The 24,316-nt window shown below is 63.5% G+C and carries 20 protein-coding genes and 1 pseudogene; 6 read left to right on the plus strand and 15 right to left on the minus strand.

The genetic code is table 11. From position 1 onward, the window contains the following. Window positions 1-61: 61 nt before the first annotated feature. From ampE to K2O50_RS22235, 3 genes are all read right to left on the minus strand, one after another. A complete protein-coding gene (ampE, locus tag K2O50_RS22225; RefSeq protein ID WP_050703777.1) occupies window positions 62-892 on the minus strand; it encodes a regulatory signaling modulator protein AmpE in 831 nt (276 codons plus the stop codon). Next, window positions 889-1,455 (minus strand): 1,6-anhydro-N-acetylmuramyl-L-alanine amidase AmpD, encoded by a 567-nt coding sequence (gene ampD, locus K2O50_RS22230; protein WP_050703776.1) that lies wholly within the window; start codon window positions 1,453-1,455, stop codon window positions 889-891. The genes ampE and ampD overlap by 4 nt, the downstream gene beginning before the upstream one ends. A 94-nt stretch (window positions 1,456-1,549) precedes the next feature. Then, window positions 1,550-3,694 carry a DUF1631 domain-containing protein gene (locus tag K2O50_RS22235; RefSeq protein WP_050703775.1) on the minus strand — a complete coding sequence of 715 codons (2,145 nt, stop codon included), beginning with the start codon at window positions 3,692-3,694 and terminating at the stop codon, window positions 1,550-1,552. 244 nt (window positions 3,695-3,938) lie between these two features. Here K2O50_RS22235 and nadC point away from each other — a divergent pair, with 244 nt between their 5' ends. Beyond that, on the plus strand, window positions 3,939-4,787 hold the full coding sequence (gene nadC, locus K2O50_RS22240) for a carboxylating nicotinate-nucleotide diphosphorylase (RefSeq protein WP_050703774.1): 849 nt from the start codon (window positions 3,939-3,941) through the stop codon (window positions 4,785-4,787). 167 nt (window positions 4,788-4,954) lie between these two features. Here the strand turns inward: nadC and trxB are convergent, their stop codons facing one another. Further along, complete coding sequence (gene trxB / locus K2O50_RS22245; RefSeq protein WP_050703773.1) at window positions 4,955-5,911, minus strand: thioredoxin-disulfide reductase; 957 nt, start codon at window positions 5,909-5,911, stop codon at window positions 4,955-4,957. 316 nt (window positions 5,912-6,227) lie between these two features. On the opposite strand from trxB, the gene cysZ reads away from it, so the two are divergent. Next, window positions 6,228-6,956: a sulfate transporter CysZ gene (cysZ, locus tag K2O50_RS22250; RefSeq protein WP_050703772.1), complete on the plus strand. Its 729-nt coding sequence runs from the start codon at window positions 6,228-6,230 to the stop codon at window positions 6,954-6,956. A gap of 78 nt (window positions 6,957-7,034) precedes the next feature. Here cysZ and K2O50_RS26995 read toward each other — a convergent pair whose 3' ends face one another. Together K2O50_RS26995 and K2O50_RS27000 are read right to left on the minus strand one after the other, a co-directional pair. Beyond that, entirely contained in the window at window positions 7,035-7,466 is a 432-nt protein-coding gene (locus K2O50_RS26995; protein WP_371923703.1) for a methyl-accepting chemotaxis protein, read from the minus strand. Window positions 7,467-7,628: 162 nt separating this feature from the next. Then, a pseudogene (locus K2O50_RS27000) lies at window positions 7,629-8,474 on the minus strand (PAS domain-containing protein); the annotation flags it as partial. A 56-nt stretch (window positions 8,475-8,530) separates the two neighbouring features. Here K2O50_RS27000 and K2O50_RS22260 point away from each other — a divergent pair. After that, entirely contained in the window at window positions 8,531-9,742 is a 1,212-nt protein-coding gene (locus tag K2O50_RS22260) for a glycosyltransferase family 1 protein (protein WP_050703770.1), read from the plus strand. On the opposite strand, the gene K2O50_RS22265 is transcribed toward K2O50_RS22260, so the two are convergent. After that, window positions 9,711-10,814 carry an NADH:flavin oxidoreductase gene (locus tag K2O50_RS22265; RefSeq protein WP_050703769.1) on the minus strand — a complete coding sequence of 368 codons (1,104 nt, stop codon included), beginning with the start codon at window positions 10,812-10,814 and terminating at the stop codon, window positions 9,711-9,713. The two genes, K2O50_RS22260 and K2O50_RS22265, sit on opposite strands and share 32 nt — an antisense overlap. Before the next feature lie 251 nt (window positions 10,815-11,065). Here K2O50_RS22265 and K2O50_RS22270 point away from each other — a divergent pair, with 251 nt between their 5' ends. Then, a complete protein-coding gene (locus tag K2O50_RS22270) occupies window positions 11,066-11,413 on the plus strand; it encodes an HPF/RaiA family ribosome-associated protein (RefSeq protein ID WP_050703768.1) in 348 nt (115 codons plus the stop codon). Window positions 11,414-11,498: 85 nt separating this feature from the next. Here the strand turns inward: K2O50_RS22270 and K2O50_RS22275 are convergent, their stop codons facing one another. Together K2O50_RS22275 and K2O50_RS22280 are read right to left on the minus strand one after the other, a co-directional pair. Then, window positions 11,499-12,392 (minus strand): hypothetical protein, encoded by an 894-nt coding sequence (locus tag K2O50_RS22275; RefSeq protein ID WP_156329579.1) that lies wholly within the window; start codon window positions 12,390-12,392, stop codon window positions 11,499-11,501. Window positions 12,393-12,396: 4 nt separating this feature from the next. Further along, on the minus strand, window positions 12,397-13,875 hold the full coding sequence (locus tag K2O50_RS22280; protein ID WP_256205959.1) for an AAA family ATPase: 1,479 nt from the start codon (window positions 13,873-13,875) through the stop codon (window positions 12,397-12,399). 170 nt (window positions 13,876-14,045) lie between these two features. On the opposite strand from K2O50_RS22280, the gene K2O50_RS22285 reads away from it, so the two are divergent. Then, entirely contained in the window at window positions 14,046-14,345 is a 300-nt protein-coding gene (locus K2O50_RS22285; RefSeq protein ID WP_050703766.1) for a DUF3509 domain-containing protein, read from the plus strand. Between the two features lie 3 nt (window positions 14,346-14,348). Here the strand turns inward: K2O50_RS22285 and K2O50_RS22290 are convergent, their stop codons facing one another. After that, the gene (locus K2O50_RS22290) at window positions 14,349-14,819 is read right to left on the minus strand and encodes a phosphate-starvation-inducible protein PsiE (protein ID WP_050703765.1); all 471 of its coding nucleotides are present in this window, start codon (window positions 14,817-14,819) and stop codon (window positions 14,349-14,351) included. Between the two features lie 222 nt (window positions 14,820-15,041). On the opposite strand from K2O50_RS22290, the gene K2O50_RS22295 reads away from it, so the two are divergent. Then, entirely contained in the window at window positions 15,042-15,305 is a 264-nt protein-coding gene (locus K2O50_RS22295; RefSeq protein ID WP_050703764.1) for a YebG family protein, read from the plus strand. A gap of 69 nt (window positions 15,306-15,374) precedes the next feature. On the opposite strand, the gene K2O50_RS22300 is transcribed toward K2O50_RS22295, so the two are convergent. From K2O50_RS22300 to K2O50_RS22320, 5 genes are all read right to left on the minus strand, one after another. Further along, window positions 15,375-16,067: a sensor histidine kinase KdpD gene (locus K2O50_RS22300; protein WP_050703763.1), complete on the minus strand. Its 693-nt coding sequence runs from the start codon at window positions 16,065-16,067 to the stop codon at window positions 15,375-15,377. Beyond that, window positions 16,064-17,671 (minus strand): tetratricopeptide repeat protein, encoded by a 1,608-nt coding sequence (locus tag K2O50_RS22305; protein WP_050703762.1) that lies wholly within the window; start codon window positions 17,669-17,671, stop codon window positions 16,064-16,066. Before K2O50_RS22305 ends, K2O50_RS22300 begins: the two co-directional genes overlap by 4 nt. Before the next feature lie 157 nt (window positions 17,672-17,828). Next, a complete protein-coding gene (locus tag K2O50_RS22310; RefSeq protein ID WP_050703761.1) occupies window positions 17,829-20,546 on the minus strand; it encodes a LuxR C-terminal-related transcriptional regulator in 2,718 nt (905 codons plus the stop codon). A 212-nt stretch (window positions 20,547-20,758) separates the two neighbouring features. Beyond that, window positions 20,759-22,123 carry a DUF1329 domain-containing protein gene (locus K2O50_RS22315; RefSeq protein ID WP_050703760.1) on the minus strand — a complete coding sequence of 455 codons (1,365 nt, stop codon included), beginning with the start codon at window positions 22,121-22,123 and terminating at the stop codon, window positions 20,759-20,761. Between the two features lie 25 nt (window positions 22,124-22,148). Beyond that, the gene (locus K2O50_RS22320) at window positions 22,149-24,071 is read right to left on the minus strand and encodes a DUF1302 domain-containing protein (RefSeq protein WP_050703759.1); all 1,923 of its coding nucleotides are present in this window, start codon (window positions 24,069-24,071) and stop codon (window positions 22,149-22,151) included. Between the last annotated feature and the right edge of the window lie 245 nt (window positions 24,072-24,316).

Here is a 24,316-nt window from a genome sequence, read left to right on the forward strand (position 1 = left end):
GCGCAGATTGGAATCAAGGTTTGTAACTTATGGTTAAGCAACCAACGCGTTGATGAACGGCTCAGACCAGCACGGTCCACAGGGCGAAGCAGGCATACCACAACACGGCGCAGCGCAGCAGCAGCTCCCACAGGCTGTCCAGGCGCTCCAGGCCTCGCTGGCGGTCCTCCTCCTCGGGAATGTCGTCGGCCACCCGACCGACCTTGGCCACCAGGTGCCCGGCGCTGACGTGCCAGTCGAGCAACTCGTGCAACATCACCCGGGTCACCGCGACGAAGTTGCCGACCAGGGCGAAGCTCACCGTCATCACCCGCACCGGCAGCCAGTCCATGGCATGGCGCAATTGCCCGGCCAGGGTCTGCAACGCCGGCTGGCGGCTGTGGTCCATGGTCAGCGCCAGCAGGCGGTAGGCCAGCGCCGCGCCCGGGCCGAGCAGGAAGTACCAGAAGATCACCGCGAAGAAGCTCTGGTAGGCCTGCCACAGCAGGTGGCCCTGGACCCGCGTGATCAGGCTCTGGGCATCGTCGGCGGCCAGGCCCAGGTCGCGTTCGGCCACATGCAGCGCAGCCTGGTCGTCACCACGGCGCCAGGCGTCGCGAAACGGCCCGAGCGCCGCCTTCACATCGCCGCGACCCAGGCTGTAGACCAGCACCAGCAGGTGCACCGGCAACGCCAGCAGGCCGTAGGCCACCGGCTCCAGCACATGCAGCAGCAGCGCGAGCAGCGCCACCGGCGCCAGGACCAGGATGCCCAGCGTCCACCAGGGATGGACCTTGCCGCTGCGCTCCAGGCGCACCAGCTCGCCCAGGTAGAAGCCATCGCGTTGCAACCGCTGGCGCAGGGCCGAGAACTTCTCGACCCACAGCGCCAGCACCAACACCAGAAAACTCATGCCTTGTCCTCGTTGCGTTGCAGCGCGGCCCGGTAGCGCGGCCAGTCGAAGGCCGGCCCCGGATCGGTCTTGCGCTGCGGGGCGATATCGCTGTGGCCACAGATGCGCTGGGCGTCGATCACAGGCCATGCCGCGCGGATCTCGCGGGTCAGCCGCTCCAGGGTGGCGTACTGGGCATCGGTGTAGGGCAGCTCGTCGGTGCCTTCCAGTTCGATGCCGATGGAAAAATCGTTGCAGCCCTCGCGCTCGCCGAAGCGCGACACGCCGGCATGCCAGGCGCGGTCGAGCAACGAAACGAACTGGGTCACCGCGCCATCGCGCTCGACGAACAGGTGCGCCGAGACGGTCAGGTGGTTGATGGTGGCGAAGTAAGGGTGCTCGTTCGGGTCCAGGCGGTTCTGGAAGAACTGCTGCACCTTGCCGGTGCCGAAGCAGGCCGGTGGCAGGCTGATGTTGTGGATGACCAGCAGCGCGATGGCCTCGCCCTCGGGGCGGGCGTTGAAGTTCGGCGAGGGGCAGTGGCTGACGCCGGTGAACCAGCCGGTCGCACGGTCCAATTGCATGGTGCAGATCCTGAAATGACGCCCGAGACAGGTGCCCAGTATGCCGTGGGCGGGCGGCGCTTGCATGTAAATGATTGTGCAGGGAAAGTCAGCGTTACTGCGCCTGCTGCCCACGCAGCTGCTCCAACACCGCTTCCAGCGCCCGCTCGAACAGCAGGCCGTCGTCCAGCAGGCGCACCTCGCCACGGCGCAGGGCGAGGGCCAGGCCCATGCGGTTCCATTCGCGTACCTTCATGCCGGTGCGGTTGGTGAAGACCAGGCGATCATTGCTGTCGATGCGCGCCACCAGCTTGCAGCGCAGTGGCTCGTCGTCGTCCATCACTTCGACCCAGTTGCCGACCTGCAGGCGCTGCACCTGGCGCAATGCCGGCTCCTGGTCGTCGAGCGGCAGGCCAGGGGCAAGGGCGGACTCGTCGCTGACCGCCAGCACGATAGCCTCCTCCAGCCACACTTCATCCAATGCGGCGTCCGGCTCCGGCGTGCCACCACAGGCACGCAGGTGCAGTTTCTCCAGTTGCAGGAAGAAATCACGCGTGGCGGCGGAGTCCAGCGCCACCCCCGCCAGGCCGTCGCGCAGCGCCTTGAGCAGGCCCGGCACCTGCTCCAGCAGGCGCTGTGGCTCACGGTACGGGGCAATGCTGACCAGCAGGTCGTCCACTGTCGCCAGGGCGTCGGCCCAGGCCGCCGAGGCCTCGCCCTGCTTCAGCCAGGCCAGCAGCAGCACCTGGCTCCAGGACTGCACAAGCATCTGCACCACCACCTGCGGCAGCACCCGGCCATGCAGGCGGTCGTTCAACTCCTGCTGTACCCGCTGGCGGGCTTGCAGGGTACGGGCACGGCCCTCCTCGGCATCGCGGGTGCGCTGCTCGAGCAGTTCGTTGCGTCGGCGCTCGTCCTGGCTGAAGGCGAGAAACTCATCGAGCAGCTCGTTGAACACCGCGCAGTCGTCGGAAAAGTCATTGAGCAGGCGCTGGACGATACGCTCGACCCGCAGGTGCAGGCTGTCGCGCAGCCCCTCGGCATCGCTCTCCCAGCCGATGGCCACGGCAGCGATCTCGTTGAGCAGGCGCCGCGCCGGGTGGCTGGCGCGGCTGAACATGCCCTTGTCGATCAGCGCGACCTTGAGCACCGGGATATGCAGGCGGGCGATCAGCGCCCGCAGGCTGGCCGGCAGGTTGTCGTCGCCCTGGATGTAGGCGAACAGCAGGTCGACCAGGTTGATCGTGTCCTCGTCGTCGGTGGCGATCCGTCGCCGCGTGCCGCTGCGCACGCTGACCCGCAGCAACAACTGCTCCAGCTGCTGGCCGAGGTTGAAGTCATCCGGCTCGCCGGGGGCCGGTACATAGTGCTGCAGGTGGGTGAGCAGGCGCAGCAGGTCGCCGGTGCTGGTCGGCTGCGCGGATCCGGCCGCCTGCAGCCGCGGCGCGACACGCCCGCGCACCGGCGCCAGCAGCGTCTGCACCGAGGCGAAGAAGGCCTGGCCGGCGGAGTCGGACATGCCGCCCAGCGCCGGGCTGGCCGGGACGCGCCGGGCGATGCTGCGCCGGTCCTCGGCGCGGCGCCGCGGGGCGGGCATCAGCTCCGGCAGCACACCGGCGCTGGCGAGCAACTGGCTGGCTTCGCCGTAGAGCAGGTCGAGGTCGCGCAGCACGTAGCGCTCGAACAGCTTGAGCAGCACCATCTTGACGCTGGCGCCGACCCCGAGGTTGCGCCCGGCGTCCAGGAAGTAGCCACACAGGTTGCCGGGGCCCAGGGGATTGCCTGCGCTGGTCAGCGGCAGCTCCAGCAGCGTGGTGAAGCGCAGGTTCAGTTGCTCCAGCAAAAAGCCGTCGCGGGACAGCACCCGGTCGACCATGGCCTGCACGGCCACCGAGCGCTCCAGCGACGGCTTGTCCAGCGTCTGCGCCCTGACCAGGGACTCGAGCCCGTCGCCCTGGCCGATGCGGGCGAAGGCCTCGTAGAAGGTGTCGAGGAAACCCCGCTCGATGCTCTTGCGCTTGAGGCGCAGGTCGCGCATGGCTTCGAAATACAGGTTCTGGTCGAGGCGACCACTGGCCTTGTCGGCCATTTCGAACAGGGTGTCATCGGCATTGTCGAACAGCGCCTGCAAGCCCTGGCGCAATTGCAGGGCGGCCTTGTCGCGCACCTGCAGGAGCAGCACGGGAAGGCATGGCGAGGGCGCGCGCGCACCCCGGTCGATGGCGGCCGCCAGGGGCACCACCTTGCCTTCATCATGCATCCCGGACTCCTTGCTGGATGTTACGTTGTTCGACTGGAAGGGAATCGTCAAAGCTATGACGCCAAATACTGGGCGCTATTATCAGTGAAAACACTGATAGCTGCCAGCACGCCTTTCGCACGCCTCAACTGACAGTGCGTTCGCAAGAATGCTCAAACCGCCTGACCAAAGGTCATCGGACCGACGGCTGTACACGAAGCCCCCCTGCCCTATAATCGCCGGCACCTAGCTTGTGGAGCCGACCATGCCGAACCTACGCCTCGCCGACCTGACCGCCGAAATCGAAGCCAACGTGCGCCGCGCGCTGCTCGAGGACATCGGCAGCGGCGACATCACCGCCCAGCTGATCCCGGCCGAGCGCCTGGCCAAGGCGACCATCATCACCCGCGAGGACTGCGTGATCGCCGGCACCGCCTGGGTCGATACGGTATTCCGCCAGCTCGACCCACGGGTGGCGGTGCACTGGCAGGTGGCCGACGGCGAGCGGGCCACGGCCAACCAGGTGCTGTTCCACCTCGAAGGCCCGGCGCGCTCGCTGCTCAGCGGCGAGCGCACGGCGCTGAACTTCCTGCAGATGCTTTCGGGCGTGGCCACCCGCGCGCGCTTCCTGGCCGACCTGGTGGAAGGCACCCAGGTGCGTCTGCTCGACACCCGCAAGACCCTGCCCGGCCTGCGCCTGGCGCAGAAGTACGCGGTCACCTGCGGCGGCTGCCACAACCACCGCATCGGCCTGTACGACGCCTTCCTGATCAAGGAAAACCATATCGCCGCCAGCGGTGGCGTGGCCGAGGCCGTGACGGCGGCGCACCGCATCGCCCCGGGCAAGCCGGTCGAAATCGAAGTGGAAAGCCTGGACGAACTGCGCCAGGCGCTGGCGGCCGGGGCCGATATCGTCATGCTCGACGAGCTGACCCTGGACGAGATGCGCGAAGCGGTGCGCATCACCGCCGGCAAGGCCAAGCTGGAGGCCAGCGGCGGCGTCAACGAGACCACCCTGCGGGTGATCGCCGAGACCGGCGTCGACTACATCTCGATCGGCGCGATGACCAAGGATGTGAAGGCGGTGGACCTGTCGATGCGCCTGAGCCTTTAAGAGACTTGGCGCCTTTACTGGCCTCTTCGCGGGTAAACCCGCTCCCACAGAAGCGCGGTGCCCCTGTGGGAGCGGGTTTACCCGCGAAGAGGCCAGTAAAGGCACAGCAGATTCAAGGCATGAAAAAACCGGCCAAAGGGCCGGTTTTTTCATGCTGTGGTACCGACTCAGGCGTTGGCCAGGCCGTCCAGGTAACGCTCGACGTCCAGGGCCGCCATGCAGCCGGCGCCAGCCGAGGTGATGGCCTGGCGGTAGACGTGGTCGGCCACGTCGCCGGCGGCGAACACGCCCTCGACGTTGGTGGCGGTGGCGTTGCCTTCACGGCCGCCGTGGACCACCAGGTAGCCGTCCTTCAGGGTCAGCTGGCCTTCGAACAGCGAGGTGTTCGGGGTGTGGCCGATGGCGATGAACACGCCGTCGACCTTGATTTCGTCGAAGCTGCCGTCGTTATTCTTCAGGCGCGCACCGGTCACGCCCATGTTGTCACCCAGCACTTCGTCCAGGGTGGCGTTGAGCTTGAGCTCGATCTTGCCTTCGGCGACACGGGCGTGCAGCTTGTCGATCAGGATCTTCTCGGCGCGGAAGGTGTCGCGGCGGTGTACCAGGGTCACCTTGCTGGCGATGTTGGCCAGGTACAGTGCTTCTTCCACGGCGGTGTTGCCGCCACCGACCACGGCGACCGGCTTGTTGCGGTAGAAGAAACCGTCGCAGGTGGCGCAGGCCGACACGCCCTTGCCCATGAAAGTCTCTTCCGACGGCAGGCCCAGGTAGCGGGCGCTGGCGCCGGTGGCGACGATCAGCGCGTCGCAGGTGTAGGTGCCGCTGTCACCCTGCAGGGTGAACGGCTTGTTGGCCAGGTCGACGGCGTTGATATGGTCGAAGACGATCTCGGTCTCGAAGCGCTCGGCGTGCTCCTGCATGCGCTGCATCAGGGCCGGGCCGGTCAGGCCGTGGGGGTCGCCCGGCCAGTTGTCGACTTCGGTGGTGGTGGTCAGCTGGCCACCGGCCTGCATGCCGGTGATCAGCAGCGGCTTGAGGTTGGCGCGGGCGGCGTACACCGCGGCGCTGTAACCGGCAGGGCCGGAACCGAGAATGATGACGCGCGAATGACGTACTTCAGACATGTCGAACTCCTGTCGAGCGGGCCGCACGGGGCCGGCATCATAGGTGCCGGTTGCGCCAGCTGGAATTAAAAGGGACCCACGCAGCACTTGGGGAAGGCTACAACGCGTTGGTCCAAAACCGAAAAAGTTGAGCGCACTGTAGCGAGGCCGCAGAGATTAAGGAAATATCCTTCGACAATCCACCTTATAGACAGTCTCTATCCGCCAGCCATTGTGCCAATGCTTTGTTACACGCCGTTTCCCAGATGCGCGGTGCCTTTCGTCGGCGCGCCAAACTCGGTAAGGTCAGCGCGTTTTCCTCAAGCGGAGCATTCCGATGCAAGCCCCCGTCCTGTCCGGCCCCCAGTACCTGCGCGAGGGCCTGAAACTGGTCCTGAGCCCGAGCCTGCGCCTGTTCGTGCTGCTGCCCCTGGCGGTCAACCTGCTGCTGTTCGGCGGCCTGATCTACTTCGCCGGCCATCAGTTCAGCCTGTGGGTCGATGCGCTGATGCCCACCCTGCCCGACTGGCTAAGCTTTCTCACCTACATCCTGTGGCCGCTGTTCGTCGCCCTGGTGCTGTTGATGGTGTTCTTCACCTTCACCCTGCTGGCCAACGTCATCGCCGCGCCGTTCAACGGCTTCCTGGCGGAAAAGGTCGAGGTGGTGGTGCGCGGCCAGGACACCTTCCCGCCGTTCAGCTGGGCCGAGCTGGTGGCCATGGTGCCACGCACCTTCAGCCGCGAGATGCGCAAACTGGGCTACTTCCTGCCGCGGGCCATCGGCTTGTTCATCCTCTCGTTCATCCCGGTGGTGAACGTGATCGCCGCGCCGCTGTGGCTGGTGTTCGGTATCTGGATGATGGCCATCCAGTACATCGACTACCCGGCGGACAACAACAAGATGAGCTGGCAGGACATGCTGGCCTGGTTGCGCCAGAAGCGCTGGCAATCGATGGGCTTTGGCGGGATCACCTACCTGGCGCTGATGATTCCGGGAGTCAACGTGCTGATGATGCCGGCGGCGGTGGCCGGGGCGACGTTGTTCTGGGTGCGTGAGCGTACCTGAATGAAGCCATCGCGGGGCAAGCCTGCTCCCACGCGGAATGCGTGGGAGCGGGCTTGCCCCGCGATGGCTTAAGCTCGGTCAGTGGCTCAACTGACTGGAAAACTGCCCCACCGCATCCACCACCTTCTTCGCACCTTCCTGGATCTCGACGATCACCCCTCCGGTATCGGCGGCCAGGGCCAGGCCCTGCTCGGCCTGGCGCTTGCTGGTGTCGATGATGTCCACCGCAGCCTGGGCCAACTGTTCGTTCTGCTGCACCACCTTGGCGATCTCCTCGGTGGCGCTGCTGGTGCGCGAGGCCAGCTGGCGCACTTCGTCGGCGACCACGGCAAAGCCACGCCCCTGCTCGCCGGCGCGGGCCGCCTCGATGGCGGCGTTGAGCGCCAGCAGGTTGGTCTGCCCGGCGATGTCGCTGATGGTCTTGATGATCGCGCCGATCACCTTCGACTGCTTGTCCAGCGCCTGGATGCCATCGGCGGCGTCCTGCATCGAACCTTCCAGGCCACGCATCACCTCGACGGTCTGGGTCACCACATCGGTGGCCTTGCGTGCACTGTCGTCGGTCTCCAGCGAGGTGGTGTAGGCGATGTCGGCGGCCTGGGCCACGGCCAGTTCCTGGTTGACCTGATCGGTGATCACGGTGGCGAACTTGACCACCTTGTACAGCACGTCATGGGCGTCGATGATCGGGTTGTACGAGGCTTCCAGCCAGACCACGCGGCCATGGGCGTCGATGCGCTTGAAACGCTCGGCGACGAACTCGCCACGGCGCAGCCGGTTCCAGAATTCCTGGTAGGCCGCAGAGTTGGCCTCCTCCGGCTCGCAGAAAATCCGGTGATACTTGCCACGGATCTGTTCCAGGCTGTAGCCCATGGTCTGCAGGAAGCGGTCGTTGGCGGTCAGCACCTGGCCTTCGAGGTTGAACTCGATCACCGCGGTGGAGCGCATCAGCGCCTTGATCAGGCTCTCGTGCTCGCGGGAGGTCTCGATGGTGCGGGTCAGGTCGCTGGAGTGCAGGGAGAAGTACTTGATACGCCCCTGGCTGTCCTTGACCGGCTGCAGGATCGAACGTAGCCAGGCCTCGTCACCGTTGCCGCGCAGCAGACGGAAGGCGCCATTGAGGTGCTCGCCACGGGTGATGGCGTGCTTCATGCGCTGGTAGAAATCGAGCTTCTTCACATGCGTCGGCACGATCTCTTCGATGTTGCGACCGATCAGTTGCTCGGCGCGGTAGCCCATCTCGGCCTCGAAGTTGCTGTTGACCGACTCGATGCGTCCCTGGGGGTCGAGCTGGAGCACCAGCATCTCGCTGTCGAGGCTGTTCTTGACCTGCTCGATGGACATCAGTTCTTCGCGCAGTTGCTGGATTTCTTTCTTCAGTTTGCTGTTGAACATGGCCGCTCTCCCGGAGCGAATTCCTGTAGTCGAATGCCTCTGCATCGGCTGCGTGACGAGGGTTCTTGAGTGCGCTGCAAGGAAATATTCAAACGGGTGCCAGTGCCGGAAATCAGGCGTCATGCGCACGTCACAAAGGCGTCACATGGGCGCAACGGGGGCGGCCCAGACTTTTTCCCATGAGCACACCGTCCCTGCGTATCACCCTGGTCAGCGAAACCTTCCCACCCGAGATCAATGGCGTGGCCAACACCCTTGGCCGCCTCAGCGAAGGGCTGCGCCTGCGCGGCCACCAGGTGGAGCTGATCCGCCCGCGCCAGGCCACCGACAACGGGGTCGGCAACGACGAGGCCCTGCTGCTGTGCAGGGGTTGGCCATTGCCGGGCTACCCTGGCCTGCAATGGGGCGAGGTGTCGATGCACAAGCTGTGGCGCCGCTGGCGTCGGCAACGCCCGGACGTGCTGTACATCGCCACCGAAGGCCCGTTGGGCCTGAGCGCCCTGCGCGCCGCCCGGCGCCTGGGCGTGGCGGTGGTCAGCGGCTTTCACACCAACTTCCCGCAGTACTCGGGACAATATGGCCTGGGCCTGCTGTCGCGGCTGCTCACCCACTACCTGCGCTGGTTCCATCGGCGCACCGCCATCACCCTGGTGCCCAGCGCCAGCCAGCGCCTGGAGCTGGAGCGCCGCGGCTTCGAACGGCTCGGCCTGATGGCCCGCGGGGTCGACGCCAGCCTGTTCAATCCGGCACGGCGCAGTCAGGCCCTGCGCGAGCAGTGGGGGCTGGGTGTGGATGACATTGCCGTGCTGCATGTCGGGCGCCTGGCCGCGGAGAAGAACCTGGCCCTGCTGCGCCCGTGCATGGAGGCGCTGGGCAAGGCCTATCCGCAGCGGCGGCTGCGCCTGGTGATCGTCGGCGACGGCCCGATGCGTGGCCAGCTCGAACAGCAACTGCCCGATGCCGTGTTCTGTGGCGCGCAACGCGGCGAGGTGCTGGCCGAGCACTACGCCAGCGGCGACCTGTTCCTGTTCCCGAGCCTGACCGAAACCTTCGGCAACGTCGTGCTCGAGGCGCTCGCCTCGGGACTGGCCGTGGTGGCCTACGACGAGGCCGCCGCCGCCCAGCATATCCGCCACGGCCACAGCGGCGCCCTGGCCATGCCGGGGGACCAGGCGGCGTTCATCGACGCCGCCTGCTGGTTGCTGGAAGAAGGCGAAACCCTGCGCCGGGTGCGCCTGAACGCCCGCCAGCACGCCAGCCGTCAGGGCTGGCCGGCGATCGTCGAGCAGTTCGAGGGCTACCTGTACAGTGCCTGCCGCGAGCCGCAGGCCGCCCGCGAACAGGTCCCGCCACTGGTGATCAAGCCAGGGTCGTCAGCGCCTCACGGCTGAACGGCAGCACGGCGTCCTCACGCCCCTCCCGCACTTTGCGCGCCCACTCGGCGTCCACCAGCAGGGCGCGGCCGACGGCCACCAGGTCGAACTCCTGGTCCTGCAAGCGGCGCAGCAGTCCTTCGAGGCTGGCGGGCTTGGCCACCTTGTCGGTGGCGACCATGAACTGCAGGAACTCGCCGTCCAGGCCGACACTGCCCACGGTGATGGTCGGCTTGCCGGTGAGCTGGCGGGTCCAGCCGGCGAGGTTAAGCTCGCTGCCCTCGAACTCCGGTTCCCAGAAGCGCCGGGTGGAGCAGTGGAAGATATCCACGCCCGCCTCGGACAGGGGCTTGAGGAAGGCCGCCAGGGCCTCGGGGGTTTGCACCAGGCGCGCGCTGTAGTCCTGCTGCTTCCATTGCGAGAAACGCAGGATGATCGGGAAATCCGGGCCGACGGCTGCGCGCACGGCCTGGATCAGTTCGATGGCGAAGCGCGAGCGCCCTGCCAGGTCACCGCCGTACTCGTCATCGCGACGATTGCTGGCGTCCCAGAAGAACTGGTCGATCAGGTAGCCGTGGGCGCCATGGATCTCCACGCCGTCCATGCCGATGGCCTGGGCGTCGCGCGCCGCCTGGGCGAAGGCGGCGATCACCTCGCGGATATCCTCCCGGCTCATGCCGTGGACCAGCACCTGGCCGTCCTTTTCCTTGCCGCTCGGGCCATAACCCGGAACGCTGGCGTCCGGCTCGGTACCCAGGCGGCGCACACTGCCCACATGCCACAACTGCGGCACGATGCGCCCGCCCTCGGCATGCACGGCCTCGACCACGCGCTTCCAGCCGGCCAGGGCGTCCTCACCGTGGAAGCGCGGCACGTTGGGATAGCCGTTGGCGGCCTTGTGCCCGACCGTGGTGCCCTCGGTGATGATCAGGCCGACACCGGCGGCGGCGCGGCGGCGGTAGTACTCGACCACACCGTCGTGGGGCACGCCGCCGGGGCAGAAGGTACGGGTCATCGGCGCCATGACCACGCGGGTCGGCAGGTCGAGGGAGCCGAGGGTGAAGGGCTGGAACAGAGGGTTGCTGGACATGCGGCGCTCCCGAGGGATGAAGTGATGCGCCCGAGCTTAGGGGCCGCCAGGTGAGTGTCACAGCATCATTGATTGCAGTGATCGGCAGGTATCGCTGCGGGCGGGCCGATTTGCAACAGGAAATTTATTTTGCAAAAGGGCTTGAATTCGTCCGGCGGTTGCCTGACTTTAGAGTCAAGAGGCGCAGAAAACCCAACGTCCTCAGTGGCCTAGGCACGCCTCTCGCGAGCAAGCTGAATAAGGATTGAATCATGCAAATCCAGGTCAACAGCAGCAACCACATCGAAGGCAACATCCGTCTCGACCAATGGGTCCGCAGTACCCTGCAAAGCAGCCTCGAACGTTACGAGGACGACCTCACCCGCATTGAAGTCCACCTGCGTGACGAAAACGGCGCCAAGCCCGGTCCCCACGACAAACGCTGCCAGATGGAGGCTCGCCCGAAAGGCCACCAGCCGATTTCAGTGACCCACACCGCCACCTCGCTGGAACATGCCGTCGATGGCGCCGCCAGCAAACTGAACCACGCCCTGGAGCATTTCTACGGTAAGTTGCGCAGCAAGCGCGGTGCCCTGGAGTTAGCTGACCCCGATGCCTGAGAACGCCGAAGGGTGAACAACGCCCGGCCAATTGCCGGGCGTTTAACACACTGGTCTCTGCTAAAAACATACAGGGCAAAGTGTGTCACAGCCCCTCAAAACCTTCACTAGGAAGGTAGTATCTCTTCATATTCTCGAACCATTGATAGTCACTCTGCATAAACACTGAAGACGCTAGAAGCGCTTTACATGTCACCCATTTCCAATGATCGAACGTATGCCGCGCACGCGGGTAAAACCTGGCATTATCTGCGAGCTTGCTCAATTCGGAATGGATATGTTCCTCCAAGCTAATGCCCTCTACCTTGGCATACGCCACCATTTCTCGAGTTTTCCTCAGCGCCTCAAGTTCGTACACCGAGTGCAACCCGTGAACCTCCATATGCGTTGCAATTCTAGCGTGAGCTACCGAACCCTCTGGGTACAAGCAGGTATTGGGACTGAAAACAACCTTTCTATTGACGCAGTCATACTCACCCTGCAGCCAGTCCGAGCTGAAAATATCGTCAAACTTATAATGTATAGCTTGCCTCTTTGGCGAGGATGGTTTAAAGGTCGACTTCACACCATTACAACCAAGACAACAGGGGACCAGATTATAGGGTGAGATCGATAGCGAAGGATATGATTCCTTGGGCAAAAAATGATCCAAACTCTCTACTTTTCCGAGCAAGCAGACCTGACACTTATTATCAGGCGCCAGCCTTACCAGTACATCATAATACTTTCGCCCTGCTGCCCTTTTATTGGAGAGTTGCTCCTCATACAGCGCCACAAATCGACTCTTCTGCCAGCCAAACGTGAGACTTTCATCCTTGTAAGTATAAGCGCCACCATAATAATAGTGAATCTTAAAAACTTCCTGAGCGGCCCGCAAGAAACGATACATTTGCATATCATTATGGCTCAACGGCCTGTTGCGGTATCGCTTACCGTTCACACAGGCCTCGAACACATCGTAGAAACTATGCTTCTTCATGGTGCTACCGCTCCCGCGGCAAGGACGACAGCACAACCGAACGCCCCTCAGTACCTACCTGGCCTTTATATATACTCATAACACCTTCGTAGTCGCCAACCTCTTGAGCATCTTGTTTTAAAAGCGCATAGAATCCTGAGTGCCGCCTATCGAGGTCAAACACGTCCATTGTAATGTCCCCCACACTCTCGCCAAACGTTTCGATGTGCGGCCGCATGAACTGCCCGACACCATCGATTCTCCACACACAACCACGTGGGATCTCTTGCAACACTACCGGAGAGTGAGTAGCAAGAATAGCGATACCGTTGCTTTCAGAAAGAAACTCAGACAGCACCCTGATGAACCCTGCTAAAAGAGGAGGGTGAAGGTGATTTTCAGGTTCATCAAAGAGACAGATGGTTTTATCTTCTACCAACTCCACCACTTTGGTCATGTAAAAAAGAACTGTCGCATGCCCCGAACTCAGCAGGGAGAACATCTCCATTGCACGCCGAATCAATTCATTTTTATCTTCAACATCTACCAGCGCGGCAACATCCAAATCACCGAAATCAACACCAACCTGCAACCTACTAACCGCACTGAACCACTTTCTCTTTTTCACGTCCGAACCTAACACACAGGTCGCGATAGACTCCGACAGCTCCATACCCATCTCTTCATCTACCCGTTTTAAAGAGCCATCCTCCTTATAAATACCAATATAGCGCTTCTTAGTTCTCCCCTGTTTTAGCCTATCATCACCAAACTCAGCGACCCCCAGCGGGTTACCAAATATTCCGAGCGAAAAGTACAACAGCAACCCAAAGTCGGAAGATGTGACATCTCGACCATCCATGCTGGTAACTACGCCATCGGACATATCAATAGAGCGGGCAATCCTTTTCAGCACATGGCTTTTACCAACACCATTGCGCCCTATCAAAGCATGCACGTTACTCGGAGGTTTCGACTGACTAGAGACGCTGAACTTCAAGTATGCCTGTTGGTCATGATGATAGATAAAACCATAATCTCTGGGCTGGACACCAGCGTCAATGATATTCTTAAAGTGACCTTTTATGCTTGACTCACTAACAAATCTCGACAACGACTCAATAAAAACACGCTGCTCATAGACCTGTGGCACTACGCGCTCATTATAGGCCACATCTCTCATCGCAATAAAAAATTCATCCTGCTGCGCCCCTAACTTCCTGCGAACGTTTTCATAATACTCCGGATTTTGTCCGAGCGAAAAATAACGTTCACCCAAAGCAGTAAATGATGGTTCGAGCTCCTTATAAGTCGCCACGCTTGGATCCTGCTGCACAAAGCCGATCTTGACTTCTCCCAGTCGTACCGAAACATTACGCCGCACCAAATAAGCATAAAAAGTTGTTACAAATCGGTAGTCATTCCAGCCCGTATTCGGCAATAGAACAATCGCGTCACCACCGCTGTAAGTATTGGGGTTTCCAACTATGAATCGCATATTCATCTCCATCCTTGTATTCGTTATGCGCGTCAGCGTTTGCTAGGTTATCGCAGTATGTGCAAGAGTGAAATTATCCTTGTGAGTACCGCCTTGCGCGGATATTGACCAGTGGCAGTGAACTAACGCGATGCCCGCCAGGTCGACTCTTCAACTAGCAACGACAGAGTTTCACCATGAACAACCCTTTCGATCACATCAGCGCCGCCTTCGCCCCCGAGTACCGGGTCAACCTGAGCATCGAGCGCCTGGACGGCAGCATCATGCTTACCCTGTCCGACGACAGCGGCGTGGTCGCCAGGCGCCTGATCAGCCAGGCCCAGCGCAACGATCCGGTGCGCCTGCAGCGGGTCATCGACAGCATCCGCCTGGGCCTGGCCATCGAGCTGGGGCAGAACCCACTTGAGGTGCTGGCGGCCCTGACCCGCACCTGGCATGGCGAACAGCGCTTTCCCGCCGCCGGCATTGCCAACTGAGGGCTACTTGCTCTCGTCCACTTCCTTGCCACTGGCATCCAGCGCCTTGGTCGACGGGTAGCGGTAGGAGGCGTAGCGCACCACCAGGATGGCGAAGGCCAGCAGCAGGATGCCGCCGCACACGTACAGCAGCCCGACATCCGGCGCCTTGTGGTGCGAGACATCGCCGATCAGCAGGCGGGTCAATGCGGTGATCGCCACGTAGAGCAGGAAGCGGATCGGCATGTGGTTGGTCTTGAAGTAGATCCCCACCATCGCCCCCAGCTCCAGGTAGATGAACAGCAGCAGGATGTCATCGACGCTGACCCCGCCCTTGCCCAGCATGTCCAGGAAGGTCACCACCGCCGCATAGGCGGTGATCGCGCCGATGCCGAACAGCGCCAGGTAGTGGAAGGCTTCCACGCACAGGTTGCCCAGCGAGTCGGCGGAGCCGTGCAGGCCCTTGCGCAGTCTTTCTGCCCATTTGATGTTCACGATGTTCGATTCCTAGATACGGCTGAAGGTCTTGTGCCATGCAGTTAAAGGGCCACGGCCCCTGTCTTGGAAGGCGGCCGATTGCCGCAGGGCACCTGTGGGCTACGCTGATTTTCAGTTTGCCGGGCCATCATTGCGGTTGCAGGGTGATGGCCTGGCGATGTACTGTATAAAAATACAGTTACCCGCAACCCCATCAGCAAAAAGGCACAGAGGTGATGAATGGCCGTCGAAGTGGTGTACCGCAGCAGCCGCGACCCGGAGCGCTTGTTCATGGATAAGGCCGAAGCAGACCGTCACGACAAGATGCTCGAGCTGGCCGAACGCCTGGCCGAGGTACTGCAAAAAGCCGTACCGTCGCTGAGCGAACAGCAAGTCGAGGAAGCCGGTATCTACATGGCCAAGAACCGCGACGTGTTCGCCCGGGCGTTCAAGAGCCAGCCGGATGCGCTGGCCGAACTGCTCGAAGGCGCGGCAGCCGAGTGACGGCTGCACCGGCCATTTCGCGGCCCCTTCGCGCCTGAGGCGGCACGGCGGCCAACGCCGTGCCGCGATTCAAGGCAGGTACAAGCGGAACAAGCCGCCCCCCAGCGTACCGCCATTGGTGATCTCGATCCGCCCGCGCACACCGTTGCGCTCATGCAGCGCGGCAATTCGCGCGGCGAAGTACAACCCCAGCCCGGTACTGCCGCTCTGCGAATCGATGCCCTGCACGTAGTCGTGCTGGCGCTCGAGCATGCGCTGTGGATAACCGGCACCGTCGTCGTTGACGCTGATCACCAACTGCTCGCCCTCCTCCTCGATGCTGATCAACAGGGCGTGGCCGGCATAACGGATGGCGTTGGTAAGCACGTTGGCCACCACCGAGGCGACCAGCTCACGGTCGAAGAAACCCAGCGGGCTTTCGGTCTCGATACGCCAGGTGGCAAGGATGTCGCGGTGCTTGATCACATCTTCCTGGGCCGCCAGCTGGGCCTCGATGAAGTCGTCCAGCTCGTGGTAGTCGGGGCAAATGGGTAGCTGGTTGACGCCAAGCTTGTACAGCCCCAGCAACTGCACGAGCATGCCGTTCAAGTGGCTGAGCTCATGCTCCACCACGCCCTGCTCGACACCGCCGCGCAACTCTTCGGGCAGGCGCGCCAGCCACTGGCTGTGAGCATGGGTGAGCGCCGAAAGGGAGTTTTTCAGGTCGTGCACGGTGGAGGCGATCACCGTGGAGAAATCCAGCCCCTGGTTGTCCTGGTTCATGCGCCGAAGACCCGGATGTGCAGTTTGCGGTAACGGTCATAGCGACTGTCGCTGGCGGGAATGCCGGCCACGCTGGTGAGGCAATCGCGACACTCCTGCATCAGCGCCGGCGGTGGCGTCTCGCCGCCGATGCGCAGCAGTGCCTGGGCGGTGTTCAGGGCGATGCTGATGTTCTTCGGCTGCAACGACAACGCCTTGCGGAACATGCCCAGCGCTTCGTTGAGCTGGCCACCCTGGTAGCTGCGCACGCCCTGGCGGTTGAGGTCCACGGCTTCGGTCACCGCCCCCAGCACCAGCGGGTCGTCGGTGAGCTTGGCGACGCTCTGCATGACCTTGGGGTCGTCGCCGTAGGTTTCCACGCAGCCCTTGAGAATCGAGGTACCGGCCGCATCCTGGCCAAGTTGCTGCAACTGCTTGGCCACCGTCAGCGCCGCCTCCACGGAGAAGAACTGGTCCATCTTCTCCAGGCGCTGCATGGCCTGCTCGGTGAGCTTGGCGGCGGTCTCCGGATCGCCGGCCTGTTGCAGGCTGGCAGCCTTCATCAACCGCGCGCGTACTTGCAGGCCCTGGTCCTCGACGTTTTCCTTGGCCACCTCGCTGAGCACGGTGTTGATCTCGACCCGGGTACGGGCATCGAGACCGTTGCCGCTGTTCTTGTTCATCAACGCCTGGACCAGCCCCAGGTTGCTCTCGGCGTCCTTGTAGCGCGAACTCTGCCCCTGGTTGACCGCATGACGAAAGGCCTTGGAGGCACTCTCGAAGTCGGCGTTGTCCAGCGCCAGCTTGCCCAGCGCGGCCTGGCGGCGCACGGCGAGCGGCGACAGGCGCACCGCTTCCTCGAGCATGTGCTGAGCACGCCGGGTCTCGCCCTGGGCCACCAGCACCTCGGCCATGCCATCGTACAGGTTGGGCATGATCGGGAAGGCCTTGAGGGCCTGCTCGTAGACACCCTGGGCCTGGGCATTCTGCCCGCGCTTGTGCAACAGGCTGCCGAGCGCGGCGTAGACCCAGGGCTGCGGGCGGCTGGCGAGGATGTTCTTGAGGAACTTCTCCAGCTCCTCGAAACGGTTGAGGTCGCGCAGGGCGTCGGCGCGATAGCGCAGGCACAGAGGGGCGAAGCGCGGGTCCTTCTTGCACAGCTCGGCGCAAGCGGCGAGCACTTCGGCCGGGCGCCCGCGATCAAGGGCTTGGAGAATGGGCTTGAGCAGCGTCTTGCGCTGGGTCAGCTTCTCCAGGCGCTGGGCCAGGCCGACCCGGTTGAAGGGTTTGGTCAGGTAAGCATCGGGCTCGTGTTCGATGGCACTGAGCACGATCGACTGGCTGCTTTCGGCGGTAACCATGATGAACACGCATTCATGGCTGATCAGCTTGTCGAGGATCAGGTCCTCGAGCACCTGCTGGCCGTTCTTCTTGCCGTCGCCCAGGTGGAAATCCTGGAGGATGAAGTCATAGCGCTTCTGCCCGCACATGCGCAGCGCCTGTTCGCCACTGTCGGCGGTGTCGACGTCGCGCACGCCCAGCTCGCGAAGCATCGAGCGGGTCGAGGTGCGGAAGTCGGTGAAGTCGTCGACGATCAGAAAGCTTTTTTGCCCATACTGCAGCATCAACACGACCTGTATTGAAAAAGTGGGGAAGTGGCGCGTGGCGATGCATACCGCCGAGGTCTGTATCGGCAGCGGTTCAGAAAAGATGAGCCCGGAAAGGTAACGCCGAATGATGGCCTAAAGCCGCTATCTTAACGGCCGTCCTCGCCCCAAGCCACTAGACCAGCAAGCCAAGGGACTTGGCCCTGGCCACCGCCTGGGTGCGGCGCTCGACACCGAGCTTGCTGTTGATATGGCTGGCGTGGGTCTTGACCGTGTGCAGGGAGATGAACAGGCGCTCACTGATCTGCTGGTTTGAACAGCCTTGGGCGATCAGTTCCAGCACGGCGAACTCACGGCTGCTCAGGGCCTCGGCGGCACTGCCGCCGGTGGCCAGGGCCTGCGGCAGATGGGCCAGCAGATCGCTCTGCGCCGGGCAGGCCACACGTCCCGTCAACTGCTCGCGCAGCCAGTGTGGCTGCTCTTCGATCAAGCGTTGGAAGGCCTGCAGGGCACCACCCTGCGCCGCCTGCAGAGCAGGTGTGAGCAACCTGGCCGCTTCGGCGTCACGCCCCTCGGCCAGCAGCAGGGCAATCAATTGGCACTGCGCGCTGACCACCAGCGTCATGCCACCGCTGGCCTGGCCCCGCTCGACCAGCGTGCGCAACCGCGCTTCGGCATCGCCGGGGCGGGCCAGCACCCGTTCCAGCAAGGCCTGCTGCAATTCGATGTGCAGCGGCAACAACGGGTGGAACTCCGGCGCGGCCGCAGGCTGCTCGCCACCGTAGGTCTGCCCCAGGCGCAGCAGCCAGGACTCGGCCAGGTCCGTCCGCCCCTGGGCTAACCAGAGCTCGCACTTCACCAGGGTAATCATGGCCAGGTAGAAGATCGGCGGCACGTCCCAGATATGCATCAGCCGCTCCGCCTCGGCCAGTTCCGAGAACGCCTCGGCAAAACGCCCTTCGCGGCCGTCCAGCGAGGCGATTACGCAATGCCCGATCAGGACGCTGATGTCGCGGCAGCTGCGCGCCTCGCTGAGCCCGGCGCGCAAGCGCGCACGGCCCTGGGCACAGTGCAGTCGGGCCGCCAGCAAGTAGCCCTCGTACAAGGTCAGGCGCGCGCGCACGGCATACAGGCGCTGCCCCGAAAGGCCCTGCAACCGCTGCAATCCCTGGTGCACTTCGTCCAGGGCGCGCAGTACTTCGCCGCGGGCGTGCAGTACCCTCGCCCGATCGTAATGGGCCAGGGCCTCGAACAGCGGGTTGCCGACCCGTTGCGCCAGCTCCAGGGCCTCGCGGTTCCAGCCCCGCGCCCGCCAGAAATCGCCATCGGCGATGGCCAGGTTCGAGAGCGTCGACAGGCACACCAGGCGCTGACCGTAGCGTTTGTTCGGCAGGCTCTGCAGCGCCTCGCCACAGTAGGCGAGTGTCCGCTCGCGATCACCGCGGCCACGGGCGATGACCCCGCTCAGGGCCAGCCACTGGGCCAGCATCGACTTCTGCGCCGTGGCCGACGGTGCGGGCAGGAAGCGGCTCAGGTAGGCCGCCAGCTCCTCGGCGGCGTCCAGTTGGCAGGCCAACCCCAGGGCCCAACTGTACAGGACGATCAGCCTGGGCGTGCTGATCAACAGGCTGTCGGGCAGGTCCATCTTCCAGCGCAGCAACATGCCGACATTCTGCTCCGCCAGCAGTTGCTCCTCGGACAGGCTCTGCACCAGGTCCGCCGCCACGTCCAGATGGCCCGCGCGCAGGGCCTGCTCCACCGCCTCGTCCAGCAGGCCCTGCCCTTCGAACCAACGGCAGGCGCGCAGGTGCAGCCCCGCCAGCGGCTCGCTGGCCTGCCGGCTGCGCAGCAGGTCGGAGAACAGGTGATGATAGCGGAACCACAGTCCATGCTCGTCGAGCGGCACCAGGAACACTTGGTGGGCCTGCAGGTAGCTCAGGATTTCGCCGCTGTCATGGCGCTCGCGCAGGGCGTCGCATAATTCGGCGCAGAAACGCTCCTGACAGGCAGTCTCGTAGAGAAACGCCTGCACGGGGGCCGGCAGGATGTCGATGACTTCCTCCAGCAGGTAGTCGCGGATAAGCCCTTCGCCGCCATGCAGCGCCTGGGGCAAGGCGTGGTCCTCGCCGGACTCGCTGGCCGCCAGTTGCCAGAAACGCAGCCCTGCCACCCAACCGTCGCTGCGCTGGATCAGGTTATCCAGGGCCTGGCCGCGCAAGCCGGTGGGCTGACGGCCGATCACCGCCAGCGCTTCATCGGGGGTCAGGCGCAGGTCCTGCTCGTTGAGCTCGACCAGTTGCCGTGACAGGCGCAGGCGCGCCAGGTGCCAGTCGGGCCGCTGGCGGCTGGTGACCAGCAGGACCAACCCGGCCGGCAGATGGTTGAGGAAGAACTGCAGACAACGATCGAGCACCGGCCCCTGGGCCAGGTGGTAGTCATCCAGGACCAGCAGCAGGGGAGTGTCCGGCTGCAGATAGAGCGCGAGCTCATCAAGGAGCCCATCGAGCCATTCCTCGAAGGCGAAGGGCTGATGACGCTGGCGCATCTTCAACAGGCCCATGGCCTGCCCGCCGAGCGCCGGGCAGAACTGCTGCAGCCCTTCGAGCAGGCGCTCGAGAAAGCGGCCCGGGTCGGCATCGCGCTGGCTCAACCCAAGCCAGAGGCTGCGCCAATGGCTGGGCAGCTCCTGGCAGAACTCGATGGCGAGCGAGCTCTTGCCGAACCCGGCCGGGGCGTTCACCAACAGCAGACGCCCGCCCAGCCCGCCTTGCAAGCGCTGGCACAAGCGCGCTCGGGGGACGTGAGCCTCCGGCAGGGGTGGACGGAAGAAACGCCCGTCCAGCAGGCCCAGGGCCTGGCTGGCGACTCCATGCGTACGGGACAAATCTGTCATGGCCGGCTCGTTCTGATTGGAGTAATGCGGCAGTACGGATGGTTGCGAGACTAGCGGCAAACGCGGCGCATTTGAAGATGATGGAAACGCATCGAGCGAAAAAGACTACAACAAAAAGAAACAATGCTGATGGACAGGCGCCTCTGGAACAGAAACGCCCCGGCAAGCCGGGGCGTTCTGGGAGATCAAACGGAGTTGTAACGACTGTCAGCTCAACGCACACCTGCCTGACGCAGGGCTGCCGGCTGGAAGTCGGCCTTGCTGGCGCTGAAGCCGAAGTTGTAGGCACTCTTCTCTTCGTTCTTCATGCCCAGGGCCAGGTAGCGGCCCGACTGCAGGTCGTAGATGGCCTCAAGGGTGTACCACGGCACCTGCACGTTGTAGTACGGCTGGGCGTGGGCCTCGGAAATGCGCCACAGCTGGTTGCGACCGTCGTACTGGTCGATCACCGCGGCCTGCCAGGTGTCCTCGTCGATGTAGAAGTCACGCTTGGCATAGATGTGGCGCTGGCCCGGCTTGAGGGTGGCGACCACGTGCCAGACGCGGCGCAGCTCGTAGCGCGCCAGGTCCTGGTTGATGTGCCCGGCCTTGATGATGTCGCTGTACTTGAGCTTCGGATCGTCCAGCTTGTAGGCGTTGGAGGCGATGTACATCTCCTTCTTGCCTTCGAGCTTCCAGTCGTAACGATCCGGCGCGCCGTTGTACATGTCCAGGTTGTCGGAGGTGCGCAGGCCGTCGGCGGCGGTACCCGGGCCATCGTACGACACTTGCGGCGCCTGGCGCACGCGGCGCTGGCCAGCGTTGTAGATCCACGCCTTGCGCGGTTCCTTGACCTGGTCGAGGGTCTCGTGGACCAGCAGCACGGTCCCGGCCAGTCGCGCCGGGGCGGTCACTTCCTGCTTGAAGTAGAACAGGATGTTGCCCGGGTTGGCCGGATCGTAGTCCTTCATCTTGTCGCGGAACACGAACTGGTCCTGGAAGTACACCAGGCTGTACGAGCCGTTCTGCTGCGGGGTGGCCTGGGTGACCAGGCGGGTCACGCTGCCGCCACGGTAGCGGGTGATGTGGTTCCAGATCACCTCCAGGCCGTCCTTGGGAATTGGGAACGGCACGGCGGTGCGGAAGTTCTCAAGGCCGTTGCCGCCCGCGACCAGGGTGGTCTTGGTGGCGTTTTCCTTGATCGCGGCGAACACGTCGTCCGGCACCGTGGAGCCGCGGTGGGTCTTGTACACCGGGATCTTGTAGCTGTCCGGATAGCGCTTGAGCATCGCCAGTTGGCCAGGCGAGAGCTTGTCCTTGTACTGGTCGGCGTTCTGCGCGGTGATGGTGAACAGCGGTTTCTCACTGGCGAAGGGGTCGGACAGGAAGCCCTTGGCGTCGGCACTGCCGGCGCTCTTGGACAGCGGCTCCCACGGGCCGATCGAGCCATCGGCGTTACCGGCCTTCTCCGCGCCCATCGGGGTCAGCGTGGAACCCAGCTTGGCCGCTTCGGTGGCGGAAACCGCAGCCATGACGCTGGTTGCCAGCAGGGACATGCCCAGTACACCGGCCTGCAGCAGACGTGTGGTCATTTTCATTGTGTGTCGTCCTGGATCAGATTTCTTAGAAGTTCACGCCGAAGCTGAGGGCGACGAAGTCGCGATCATCCACGGTGGTGTACTTGCCATCGAAGAAGTTGGTGTAGGACAGGCTCGCCGTGTAGGTGTTCTGGTACTCGGCGTCCAGGCCAAGGCTGACCGCCTTGCGGCCTTCCTCGAAGTTGCCGCCTGGGCCCGGGGAGTAACCGTCGACGTCATGCGACCAGGCCACGCTCGGACGCAGGTTCACACCGGCGAAGACGTTGTTGTAGTCCCAGATGGCACGGACGCGATAACCCCAGGAGTCGGAGGTGGTGAAGCCGTCGTTTTCGCAGTAGCGCGACAGGTTGTTCTGCTCGACGCCTGCCAGCGTGGTGGCGTTGAGGCTTTGGCAGCGGCCGTTGGGCAGCGGGCCGGGACCGTAGACCGGGTCGCGGCCATAACGCGCCTTGGAGGTGCTTTCCAGGCCACCGACGTGCGTCCAGCCAACTTCACCGACCATGGTCAGACGCTCGGCGCCCATGACCTGGTCGAAGAAGTGGGTGAACGTGGTCTGCAGCTGGGTAATCTCCTTGCGGCGATAGCCTGGCTGATCGGTATCCGGCGTGCCTCGCAGGACCGAGGCATTGGGGTCAAGCGGCGTCAGCCCCGAGTACAGGATATCGGTGGTGTTCAACTGCACCGGCGCATTCGGGCGGTAGCTGATCTCACCGCTCCAGGCCGTGCCGGTAGGCAAGGTGGTGGAGAAGCTCAGGCCGTAGAGACGGATGTCCTCGGGGTACTCCACGTAGTAGCTGGAATTGCCCGCCACATACAGCGGCATGAGTTGCTGGAGCAAGGCCGGGCTGATCGCGCCGCCCGGTACGCCAGCCCCCACCAGTGCGGCGGCCAGGTTGTTCGGGTTGTAGAAACGGGCATTGGCCCCACGGCCGCTGAAGATCGGCGCACGGCTGTGGTAGTTCATGAAGTAGCCACCGAACTCGGTGTTCAACGGCTCGTACATGTAGCGCAGTGCCAAGCCGAACTGACCGCCGTCACGGGCGTCGCGATCGGGGCCGCGGCGCACGATCACACCTTCGTCAGGCGAGCCCCAGGAGACGCCCTGGGCGGCAAGGGCACGCATGGTCGGCGCGGCAATCGGCCCCAACCGCCCCGCCACGTTGGCCTGCTTGGCCAGCACCGCCAGGTTGTTGTTGCAGCCATCGGCGATCACGTCGGGCTGGGAGAAGAAGGTGCCGCAGTTGTCGACAACGGTCTGGTCCCACTCGATCTGGTAGAAGCCTTCGGCGGTCAGGTTGTCGGTCACGCTCTGCGACAGGTAGAACATGTTGACCGGAATCAGGCCTTCCTTGATCTCCGCACCCGGGCGGCGGAACGCCGAGACGTCGATGGGGTTGATGGAGTTTATGCCACCCCCGATGAAGGTACTTTCACCCCAGCTCACCACCTGCTTGCCCAGGCGCACGGTGCCTGGCAGGTCGGCGATGCTGTAGTTGTGGTAGACGAAGGCGTCGAGCAGTTCCGCGCCCGAGGACTTGGCGCCTTCCTTGCGGTTGGAGTCGCTGATGTCCTTGAACTCGCGGTTTTCATCCTTGAGCTCGAAGTCGTACCAGTACTTGCCGCGGACGAACACGCCGGTGTCGCCGTACTTGAGCTCCAGGTCGTGGATACCCTTGAAGATCTTCGAGAAGGTCTCGCCTTTCTTGAAGTTCAGGTGGCCATCGTCGGAGGTCTGCGACAGCCCCCTGCCGCCGTTGTTGGCCCCGATGAGGTTCTTGTTGGGGTTGGCAGTCGACCAGCTGGCGCCAACGGAGAGCGAGGAGTCGAACTGGCCTTCGATTTCACCGATGTTGAAGCTGACAGCGAAAGCAGGACTTGCGAGCGTGGAAGCGAGGCTGACGGCCAGGGGCAGTTTCGCCCGGCGCCAGAACAGGTTTGCAGATGTCATCGACGCTACTCCATGTACTTTTTTGTTATGGCAGTGAGTCCTTTCAGAAACGGCTCGAGCGCCTGGTGAAGCAGGCTCCTGCCCGTGGCGCCGCGCGTTGCCGCGTGGTGCCCTCCCCCATTCCTGAAAATCCCCTGACCCGACTATAGCCAGCGGTCACAGGTGCTTGATCCCTCTAAAGTGTGATTTGCGCGTCCTGCTTGCGGCCCACCCCGATCGGCCGGCCTGCGCGCTGGCAGTGCTCA

Source organism: Pseudomonas sp. 2hn (assembly GCF_019646095.1).
GTDB lineage: Bacteria > Pseudomonadota > Gammaproteobacteria > Pseudomonadales > Pseudomonadaceae > Aquipseudomonas > Aquipseudomonas peradeniyensis.